Source organism: Ramlibacter sp. (assembly GCF_013697775.1).
Taxonomy (GTDB): Bacteria; Pseudomonadota; Gammaproteobacteria; order Burkholderiales; family Burkholderiaceae_C; genus Ramlibacter.
Genome location: NZ_JACCWG010000065.1, coordinates 1 through 9,882, shown reverse-complemented (window position 1 = coordinate 9,882; position 9,882 = coordinate 1). Strand labels below are relative to the sequence as shown.

Here is a 9,882-nt window from a genome sequence, read left to right as displayed (position 1 = left end):
GCGATGCGCTGGCGCGCGGCGGCGGTGTTGCCATGGGCGCGCAGCCAGTCGGCGTCGGGCGTGCGCAGCGGCGCAAGGTCGGCGTCCTGCAGGCCGAGGTCGCGCGGGCGCACCGTCTCGCTTTGCGACATGGCAATGCCGTCCTGCAGCTGCGACAGGCATTCGCCGAAGGCCGCCGCCAGCATCAGCTGTTCCAGTTCGCCGAAGCCGCCGTGCTCCCGCAGGCGCTGCCCCCAGGCCAACGCTTCCTGCAGCGCGGCGACGCAGGTGCCGTACCAGGCCAGGCCGTGCACGGCGTGCTGCTGCGCATCGGTGCGTGCGCGGCCGTCGGGCGCAGCCGCGTCGTTTATCAGCCGCGTGACGGCCTTCTTCGCGTGGCCGAGGAAGGCGTGCGCGCCGTCGGCCGCCGTTTCGCCGCGGCGCAGCAGCGCCGCGCCTTGCTGTTGATGTTCAGTGATCGCCTGCATGTGGTCCTTCTGCACGCGCCGATTGTGCCCCGCGCAAGGCGGCAGCTTCGCCCCGCCACCACTTGGCCGCTATCCTTGCCGCATGTACGACTTCCTCAGCGGCCTGCGCATCGTCGAGTGCAGCGCCTTCGTTGCCGCACCGCTGTGCGGCAACGTGTTCGGCCAGTACGGCGCCACCGTGATCCGCATCGACCCGCTGCAAGGTGGCATCGACAGCCGGCGCTGGCCGCTGGGGGAAGAGGGCGGCAGCCTGTACTGGGCCGGCCTGAACAACACCAAGAAGTCGGTCTGCCTGGACCTGTCGCGCCCCGAGGGCCGCGCGCTCGCGCTGCGGTTGATCACCGCGCCGGGGCCGGGCAGCGGCATCTTCAGCACCAACCTGCGCGCCTCCTGGCTGCGCCACGACGCGTTGGTGGCGCTGCGGCCGGACCTCATCATGCTGAGCATCCTGGGCCACGCCGACGGCCGCTCGGCGGTCGACTACACGGTGAACGCCGAGACCGGCATTCCCTGCCTGACGGGCGGGCAGGGCGCGGCCGCGCCGGTGAACCATTCGCTGCCGGCCTGGGACATCGCCACCGGCCTGCAGGGCGCGGTCGCGCTGCTGGCGGCGCTGCGCCGGCGCGACGCGACCGGGCAGGGCAGCCACATCCAGCTGTCGCTGGCCGACGTGGCGTACTCCGCGCTGGCCCAGCTCGGCTACACCTCCGAGGTGCAGGCCACCGGCCGGGCGCGGCCGGTGCTCGGCAACCACGTGTACGGTGCCTTCGGCCACGACTTCGCGACGGCGGACGGACAGCGCGTGATGGTCGCCGCGATCTCGGCGCACCAGTGGACCTCGCTGGTCCGGGCCACGGGACTGGACGCGGACTTCGCGCAGGCGGCGCAGGCGCAGCAACTCGATTTTTCGCGCGAAGGCGACCGCTATCGCGGCCGCGAGGCGATCGCGCGCATCGTGGGCGGCTGGTGCACCGCGCGGCCGCTGGCCGACGTCGCGCAGGCGTTCGACGCGGCCGGCGTCTGCTGGTCCGCCTACCGTTCGGTGGAGCAGGCGGTGGCCGAGGACGCCCGCTTCACGCCGCAGGGCGACGGCGTGTTCGCGCCGGTCGCGCATCCGGGTGTGGGACGCTTCTCCACGCCCGGCACCGCCGCGCGCTTCGCAGGCGTGGCACGCCTGCCGGTGCCGGCCGCGCCGCAACTCGGGCGCGACACCGACGAGGTGCTGCGCGGCACGCTCGGCATGGACACGGGCGAGATCGCGTCGCTGCGGCAGCGCGGGCTGATCGGCCCGGTCAACGCGGCTGCGTAGCCCATCCGGAAACGCGTGAGGCGTTCGCCCGCGACGCACTCTGTAACCCGAGGGATGTCAGCATGCGGGGCTTGTCTATTGTTGCGACCCCGCCTTTTCGTTATGCTCTTTTTTGCTATCTAACAAACAAGACTTTATATAGATAGCCTCGGGCAGAACGAACAACACCTCAGGGGGTGACATGCAGGCTTTGGAATCCGTCATGGATGCCATCGGCAATACGCCATTGGTGCGTATCGCCAAGCGGGAGGGCCAGTGCCCCGCCCGCCTCTTCGCCAAACTCGAATTCATGAATCCCGGCGGCAGCGTCAAGGACCGCCTGGTGAAATACCTCGTTGCCCGCATGGAGCAGGACGGCTCGCTCACGCAGCGCTCGGTGCTGGTGGAGAATTCGTCGGGCAACACGGGGGCGGCCATGAGCATGGTGGCGGCCGCGCGCGGCCTGCGCTGCGTGGTGACCATTCCCGACAAGATGAGCCGCGAAAAGATCTCGCGCATGCGCGCGTTCGGCACCGAGGTGGTGGTGGCGCCGACGGCGGTGGATGCCGACGACCCGCGCAGCTACTACAGCGTGGCGCGCACCTTGTCCGAGGAGATCCCGCACGCGATCTACCCGGACCAGTACAACAACCCGCTGAACGCGCAGGCGCACTACGAGAGCACCGGCCCCGAGATCTGGGAGCAGACCGGCGGCGCCATTGACGCCTTCGTCTGCGGCATCGGCACCGGCGGCACCATCAGCGGCGTGGGGCGCTATCTCAAGGAGAAGAACCCGTCCGTGCAGGTGATCGGCGTCGATCCGATCGGCAGCGTGTTCCACGACCATTTCCACCACAAGCGCATGTCCACGCCCAACGTCTACCAGGTGGAAGGCATCGGCGAAGACTATCTGGTGAAGGCGGTGGACTTCAGCGTGATCGACGACATCGTGCAGGTGAACGACACCGAATCGTTCGAAGCGGCGCGCAGGCTGGTGCGTGAAGAAGGCATCCTGTGCGGCGGCTCCAGCGGCAGCGCGCTGTGCGTGGCGATGAAGATCGCGCCGCGGTTCGCCGGCAAGAACGTTGTCGTGCTGCTGCCCGATTCCGGCAACATGTACCTGAGCAAATTTCTGGACGATGAATGGATGGTGGCGCAGGGGCACGCAGTCGAGTCGCGCCCCTCGGTGCTGCCGGCGCGCGAGCGCAAAGAGCAGCCGGCATGAGCACGCAGGCGGTGTATGCCACCGTCACGCATGGCGTGCCGGCCTGGCTGGTGGTCGACCGGGTGAACAACGGGCTGGCCTTCGGCGGCTTCCGCTTCACCGACACGGTGGATCTGGCGCAGGTGGGCCTGCTGGCCAGCACCATGAGCTGGAAACTCGCCGCGCACGGCCTGCCGGTGGGCGGCGCCAAGGCCGGCGTGTGCTGCCGGCCCGACCATCCGCAGATCGACGGCATCCTGAAAGACCTGGCCGCGGCGTGGCGCGCGCCGCTGTCCGAAGAGGTCATCCTCGGCAAGGACATGGGCGCGTCGGACGCGCTGCTCGACCGGCTGTACGAACACCTGGGCAAGCCGCAGCTGCACCTGGTGCAGGCGCGCAATCCGGCTGCCCCGGGCCGCATCCGCGATCTCACCGGATACGTGCGCGACATGACGGGCCTGGGCGCGGTGATCGCCGCCGAAGCCGCCGCCGGATCGCTGCAGGGCAAGCGCATCCTGATCCAGGGCGCGGGCATCGTCGGCGCCGGCGTGGCGGTGCGCGCCAGGCAGCGCGGCGCCATCGTGGTGGGCATGTCCGACGTGGACCGCGCCATCGTGTCCGCCGCCGGCCTGCCGGTGGCCGAGCAGGTGCTCGCCGCGCGCGAGGCGGGGCGGCCGTTCGGCATCGCCTCGCTGGAAGCGGCGGGCGGCAGCTGGATGGCAAGGGACGCCATGCTGGCCGAACCGGCCGACATCCTGTTCCTGGCCGCCGGCTCGCACGTGGTGTCCGAAGCGCTCGCAGGAACCATCCGGGCGGGCGTGGTGGTCGAAGCGTCCAACTTCGGCCTGACCGAAGAGGCGAACGGCGTGCTGTTCGCGCGCGGCATCCCCGTGGTGCCCGACGTCATCAGCTCCAGCTCCAGCGCCGCGATGACCTCGCTGCAGCTGGCGAACGGCAACACCCTGCAGCCGGGCCCGCTGTGGGACCGCATCGAGAACAACATCCGCACGGCCGTGGCCGGCGGATTGCAGCACGCCGGGCAGGCGCGCGTGCCGCTGCGCGACGCCTACAGGACCCTGTACGCCAGCGTGCTGCCGAACTGAACCAGAAGGGGAGACGAGTGACCACAAGCACCCAATACGACCTGCGCGACGAAGGCCGCCGCGTCATGGACCAGATGAAGCAGCAGCCCAACCCGGTGGTGGAGGCGCGGCAGCTGATGTCGCAGACCATCATGGCGCACGTGCTGCTCGGCCTGTCGGACGCGGGCTTCTACGAATACGTGGCCGGCAAGGACGCGTTCTCGATGGGCGAGGCCGCGGCCGCGCTGAAGTTCGACCGCTTCACCTTCGAGGCGATGGTCGAGTACCTGCTCGGCTGCGGCGCGCTGGTGCGGCAAGGCGCCAGCGACACCTTCGCTCTCACGGACAAGGGCAAGCGGCTGTTCAACGTCTACACGCGCGGCGTGCTCAACGTCTATCTCGGCGGCTACAACGCCGTGCTGCGCTCGCTGGGCAAGGTGGTGGCCGGCGAGTTGCCGCTGAACGACGGGTCGCTGCGGCGCTCGACGCGGCACGCCGCCGCCGGCACCGCGTACTCCACCTGCGCCTTCACCATTCCCGACGTGTTCGCCGCCATGCGCGGCACCCGCGGCAAGGTCTGCCTGGACCTGGGCTGCGGCACCGGCGACTTCCTGCTGCAGTGGGTGCTGCAGGCGCCGGACGCGCGCGGCATCGGCGTGGACATGTCCGGCGCCGCGCTGCGCCAGGCACGCGAAACGGCCCAGGCCTGGGGCGTGGCCGACCGGCTGGAGTTCCACGAAGCCGCGGTGGGCCCCGGCCCGCTGGTGGTGCCGCAGGGTGCGCTGGACACGGTGGAGATGGTCACCAGCATGTACATGCTGCACGAGTTCGGCCGCGACGGGCGCGAGGCCATCGTGGACGTGGTGCGCGCGCTGAAGACGCAGCTGCCCGGGCGGCACCTGCTGGCACTGGAAGTGGAGGCCTGCGACCCCGAAGCGTTCGCCGCGCAGACGCCGCCGGCCGCGCACTTCGGCCGGCTGGACTACCGGCTGATCCACCAGCTCTCGGGCCAGGGCCTGCCGCGCGGCCAGGAGGACTGGCACGGCATCTTCCGCGACGCCGGCTGCACCATCGTCGAGCCCGGCAAGCCGACCGGCGGCTCGCTGATCTACATCGCCGGCATGTGATGGACACCGCCGCCGATCCGGAGGAGTGGTTCCACCGCCTCGCCACGCATTACGTCGAGGCGCAGATCTATTTCCACCTCAACCAGTGCGGCGTGTTCCAGAAGCTGCAGGACGGCGCCACGGCAGGCCAGCTCGCGGCCGCGCTCGAATTGGACGAACGCATCCTGCGCAGCGTGCTGGACTACGCGGCCGACGTCGGCGAGATCGTCAGCGTGGACGCCGGGGGCATGTTCGGGCTCACCGAGTTCGGCCGCGCGGTAGTGGCGCGCTACGCCAAGGTCAACGGCGAGCGCGTGGTCTACAACATGTTCGACGTGCGCATCGGCGCCTGGGGCCCGGTGTGGGTGAACCTGGGCGAGCTGCTGCGCAAGACCAGGGTGTACGGCGTGGACGTGCACCGCGCCGGCGAGCATGCGGCCGACGGCCTGTTCAAGCTGGCCGCGCCGCTGGCCGAAGCGGTGGACCGCGCCGCCACCGAGCTGGGCGCCACCACCATCGTGGAGCTCGGCCCCACCAGCGGCATCATGGCGCAGCTGGCCTCGGCGCCGGGCGGCGAGCGGCGCCGCTACATCGGCATCGACGTGAAGCAGGACAGCCTGGACTTCGCCCGCGGCCTGGCGCAAGAACGCGGCGTGGACACCATCTCCTGGCGCCTGGGCAATGCCTTCGAGCCGGCCGGCTGGCTGGGCGGCGTGGTAGGCGAGCAGCGCGTGATGTACTTCTCGTGCCACTTCCACGAGTTCCTGTCGCACGGCATCCCGGTGGTGGAGCAGGCGCTGCGCGTGCTGACCGCCGCGCCCAACACGGCCGGCATCCTGTCGCTGGAACAGCCGCGGCTGGAGCACGAACTGCGCGCCAGCTGCTCGCCCACGCGCTGGCTGTATGCACAGTCCAACGTGCTGATCCATCACCTGATCAAGAACGCCCGCATCCTGTACGGCTCGGAGTGGCAGGAACTGCTGCGCCAGGGCGGCTGCGAGCGCGTGTGGGTGGAAGAAACCAAGGGTTTCGGCTTCAGCGCGTACATCGGCGCCACGGCGCATGGCGGCAAGGCGCGCCAGCATGCTTGACAGCGTCGCCGTTGCGCTCGCCGTCCCCGCTGGCAATGCGCGGCTGTCGCCGCTGGCGTCGTCGCTGCGGGTCACCACCGAATGGCATCGGCCGCTGCTGGAGCCGCTGCTGTGGCGGCTGCGCGAGGAGAAGTGCGCGCACCTGTGGCAGCCGGCGCTGGCCGCCGCGCCCGCGGCCCAGGCGTACCAGGTGTTCGAGCGCATGCTCACCGGCGGGCGGCCCTGCACGGTGTTCACCTACCACCTGCCCAACGGCGGGCGCGACGAAGCGGTGGCGGTGGGAACGATGAGCCCGCGCGTCGCCAGGGATTCGCCCGAGGACGGCATTCCGGTGCTGGGGCGCACCTACGTGCTGCCGGAGTACCGCGGGCGCTCGGTGTACGCGCTGGTGCTGCGGCACCGCCTGGGCCTGTGCGCGGACCGCTGGGGCCGCCGCCTGCTGGGCGTGCACATGGGGACCTCGTCGCCGCGCGTGGAAAGCGTGTTCCGCGCGAGTTTTCCGGGCCGCGTGGTCCGCATCGGCGACGAGGACATCGGCGACGCCGGCGTGGTCGCCGCCCTGCTCGGGCTCACCGCCGAATTCGACCGCCAGGCCGCGCTGCCCGTGCCCCCGCACCTGGCGCACGCGCGCCGGCTGCTGGGGGAGTATCTTGCGCATGGCGCGGATGCGGTGCCCGTCGCGCAAGCCCTGCCGGCCCTGGGCACGCTGGCCGGTTGCCAGGACGCCTACCGCATCCTCCACCAGTTCCTCGCCGCACTTCCCGACCTGCGCTGACCTGCCGACATGAACCACCACTTCGCCCAGTTCAACGTGGCATGGCTGAAAAAGCCGTTCGACCACCCCGCCACCGCCGACTTCAAGAACGCGATCGACCCGATCCACGACCTGGCCGACAAGGCGCCGGGCTTCGTCTGGCGCCTGATCGCCGACGGCCACAGCAGCGCCACCACGCTGCGCCCGCTGGGCGAGGACGGCATCATCAACTTCACCGTGTGGGAAAGCCGCGACGCGATGGCCGCCTGGGTCTACCGCAGCCCGGAGCACGCCGGCGCGCTGCGCCGCCGCCGCGACTGGTTCCACCCGCCGATGGAGCCGAACGTGGCGATGTGGTGGATCCCGGCCGGCCACACGCCCACGCTGGAGGAGGCGCTGGACCGCCTGCAGTACCTGCGCAACAACGGCGCCACGCCGCTGGCCTTCACCTACAAGGACAAGTACATGCCCGAAGACGCCGAGGCCTACCTGAAGGAGCCGGGCAAGCCGCCGCTGGGCGATGCGCCCATCGGCGCGGCGCAGGCCCGGCGCTGCATCGACGCCTACGTGGGCGCCTGGAACGAGCCCGAGGCCGGCACGCGCACGCAGATGCTGGCGCAGGTGATGACCGACGACGGCACCTACCTCGACCCCGTGAAGGTGGCAACCGGCCGCGCCGCCCTGGTCGAGTACATCGGCCAGGTGCAAGCGAAATACCCGGGCGGCCGCGTGGTGCGCACCAGCACGGTGGACGTGCACCACCACGCCTGCCGCTTCCACTGGTGCGTGGCCAAGGCCGACGGCACGCGGCTGCCGGAAAGCCTGGACATCGTCGACTTCGCCAGGGACGGCCGCATCCGCCGCGTGCTGGGCTTCTTCGGCCCAGCTGTCTCCGAGACCTCCGCCACCCCCGCAACCCCGAGTTCCGCCGCATGAGGAGCGCACCCGTGCCCAGCAGCAATCTTTTCGACCAGCGTCCCACCACCGAAGCGGCCATGGTCACCGGGCTCACCGCGGCGGTGGCGCAGGTGCTGCCGCCCCTGGAGGCGTTCTTGCGCTTCGAGGACGGCCCCGACCCGGCCGGCAAGCGCTCGGTGTGGCGCGGCGCGCTGAACGAGCCGCTGCCGATCGAGGGGCAGGGCGCGCAGGCGGTGCTGGATGCGTTGAACGAGGTGGTGATTCCCAACGGCCTGCGCATCGGCGCGCCGGGGTTCTCCGGCTGGATCACCACCATGCCGTCCATCGTGCCGGCGGTGGCCGGCTTCGTCGCCAGCCTGGTGGCGGCGCAGCGCTGGTACGCCTCGCCCGGCAACTTCCTGGAGATGCTGGCGCTCGGCTGGACCAGCGAGATGCTGGGCATGGGCGCCGGCTGCGGCGGCACCTTCACCAGCGGCGGCGCGGTCGCCAACCTGGTGTGCCTGGCCGCGGCGCGCCAGCACGCCGGCGAGCGCATCGGCGTGAACCCGACCGAAGAGGGCGCGGGCTGCATTCCCAAGCCGCGCGTGTACGCCACCTCCAGCCTGCACGACGTGGGCGTGCGCGCGCTGTCGGTGCTGGGGCTGGGCGCCAACGCCATGCGGGTGGTCCCGATGGACGCCGGCCGGCGCCGTGCCGACTGCGACGCGCTCGCGCGCATGATGGACGAAGACATCGCCGCCGGCTGCACGCCGGTGGCGGTGATCGCCACCGGCGGCGACGTGCGCACCGGCACCATCGACCCGGTGGACCGCATGATGAAGATCGCGCACGATCGCGGCGTGTGGCTGCACGTGGACGGCGCCTACGGCGGCTTCGGCGTGCTGGACGACCGCGTGAAGCACCTGTACGGCGACATGGGCAAGATCGACTCGATGGCGGTGGACCCGCACAAGTGGCTGGCGGTGCCGCTGGGCTGCGGCGCGGCCATCGTGCGCGACGGCGCGCTGCAGCAGCGCTCGCTGGTGATCGGCCGGCCCGACTTCCACCATTTCGACCCCTCCAGCCGCGCCGACGTCGGCTCGCCGTTCGATGAGTTCGGCGAAGGCTCGCTGTACAGCTCGGTGGATTTCTCGGCGCGCTCGCGCGGGCTCACCGTGTGGGCCGCGCTGAAGGAGATCGGCGTGGACGGCATGCGCGCGCGCGTGGCGCGGCACCTGGACTGCGCGCGCCGCATCGCCGAACTGGCGCGCGGCCACGAGCGCCTGGAAGTGGTGTCCGAACCCGAGCTGTCGATCTGCACCTTCCGCTACATCCCGCCCGGCGCCGCGCGCGAGCCGTCGCCCGCGCTGGACCAGCTGAACGAGGCCGTGCTCAAGGGCGTGCGCGCGCGCGGCCGCTGCGTGCCCTCGAGCGCGGTGGTGGACGGCAAGTTCGTGATCCGGCCGGCCTTCGTCGGGCCGAACACCGAAATCGCCGACGCCGAGGCGCTGGTGCACGAGGTGCTGGCGGTCGGCGCGGAGCTGGCCGCGCGATGACCCGTGCCGTCCCGCTGGTCGCGCTGGCCGCCGCATCGCTCGCGATGGACATCGGCATCGCCCGGCTGGGCTACGGGCTCACCCTGCCGGCCATCAAGGCGGAGCTGCCCGGCTCGTTCGGGCTGTACGGCGCGATCGCCACGCTGCACCTGGGCAGCTACCTGGCCGGCTCGCTCATGGCGCCGATGGTGCTGCGGCGCCTGAGCTGGCGCGCGGCCTTCGTGCTGGCGCACCTGCTGGTGGCGGCGGGCATGCTGGCGCAGTCCTATGCATCCACGGTGGAGTCGCTGGCCGTGGTGCGCGTCATCCTCGGCGTGGCCGGCGGCATGGGCGTGCTGTTCGCCATCGGCTCGGCGCTGGAGGCGGTGGCGCCGCCGCGGCGCATGGCCGCCAGCGCCGTCATGTGGACCGGCGTGGCGCTGGGGATGGTGCTGTCG

The 9,882-nt window shown here is 71.3% G+C and carries 9 protein-coding genes and 1 pseudogene; 9 read left to right on the top strand and 1 reads right to left on the bottom strand.

The window, feature by feature from the left end; translation table 11 throughout:
• A pseudogene (locus tag H0U68_RS03790) lies at nt 1-467 on the bottom strand (hypothetical protein); the annotation flags it as partial.
• Nucleotides 468-549: 82 nt separating this feature from the next.
• Here H0U68_RS03790 and H0U68_RS03785 point away from each other — a divergent pair.
• The 9 genes from H0U68_RS03785 to H0U68_RS03745 form a co-directional block, all read left to right on the top strand.
• Nucleotides 550-1,776, top strand: a complete 1,227-nt coding sequence (locus H0U68_RS03785; RefSeq protein WP_296352832.1) for a CoA transferase — start codon at nt 550-552, stop codon at nt 1,774-1,776.
• 181 nt (nt 1,777-1,957) lie between these two features.
• Nucleotides 1,958-2,980, top strand: a complete 1,023-nt coding sequence (locus tag H0U68_RS03780) for a cysteine synthase family protein (protein WP_296352831.1) — start codon at nt 1,958-1,960, stop codon at nt 2,978-2,980.
• Nucleotides 2,977-4,062: a Glu/Leu/Phe/Val dehydrogenase dimerization domain-containing protein gene (locus H0U68_RS03775; protein WP_296352830.1), complete on the top strand. Its 1,086-nt coding sequence runs from the start codon at nt 2,977-2,979 to the stop codon at nt 4,060-4,062. Before H0U68_RS03780 ends, H0U68_RS03775 begins: the two co-directional genes overlap by 4 nt.
• A gap of 17 nt (nt 4,063-4,079) precedes the next feature.
• Complete coding sequence (locus tag H0U68_RS03770) at nt 4,080-5,168, top strand: class I SAM-dependent methyltransferase (RefSeq protein ID WP_296352829.1); 1,089 nt, start codon at nt 4,080-4,082, stop codon at nt 5,166-5,168.
• Entirely contained in the window at nt 5,168-6,238 is a 1,071-nt protein-coding gene (locus H0U68_RS03765) for a hypothetical protein (protein WP_296352828.1), read from the top strand. The genes H0U68_RS03770 and H0U68_RS03765 overlap by 1 nt, the downstream gene beginning before the upstream one ends.
• Nucleotides 6,231-7,013: a hypothetical protein gene (locus H0U68_RS03760; RefSeq protein ID WP_296352827.1), complete on the top strand. Its 783-nt coding sequence runs from the start codon at nt 6,231-6,233 to the stop codon at nt 7,011-7,013. Before H0U68_RS03765 ends, H0U68_RS03760 begins: the two co-directional genes overlap by 8 nt.
• Nucleotides 7,014-7,022: 9 nt before the next feature.
• Nucleotides 7,023-7,928, top strand: a complete 906-nt coding sequence (locus tag H0U68_RS03755) for a DUF3291 domain-containing protein (protein WP_296352826.1) — start codon at nt 7,023-7,025, stop codon at nt 7,926-7,928.
• 11 nt (nt 7,929-7,939) lie between these two features.
• Nucleotides 7,940-9,445: an aminotransferase class V-fold PLP-dependent enzyme gene (locus H0U68_RS03750; protein ID WP_296352825.1), complete on the top strand. Its 1,506-nt coding sequence runs from the start codon at nt 7,940-7,942 to the stop codon at nt 9,443-9,445.
• On the top strand, nt 9,442-9,882 hold a 441-nt coding region (locus H0U68_RS03745), incomplete at its 3' end, for a YbfB/YjiJ family MFS transporter (protein ID WP_296352824.1). The genes H0U68_RS03750 and H0U68_RS03745, both read left to right, overlap by 4 nt.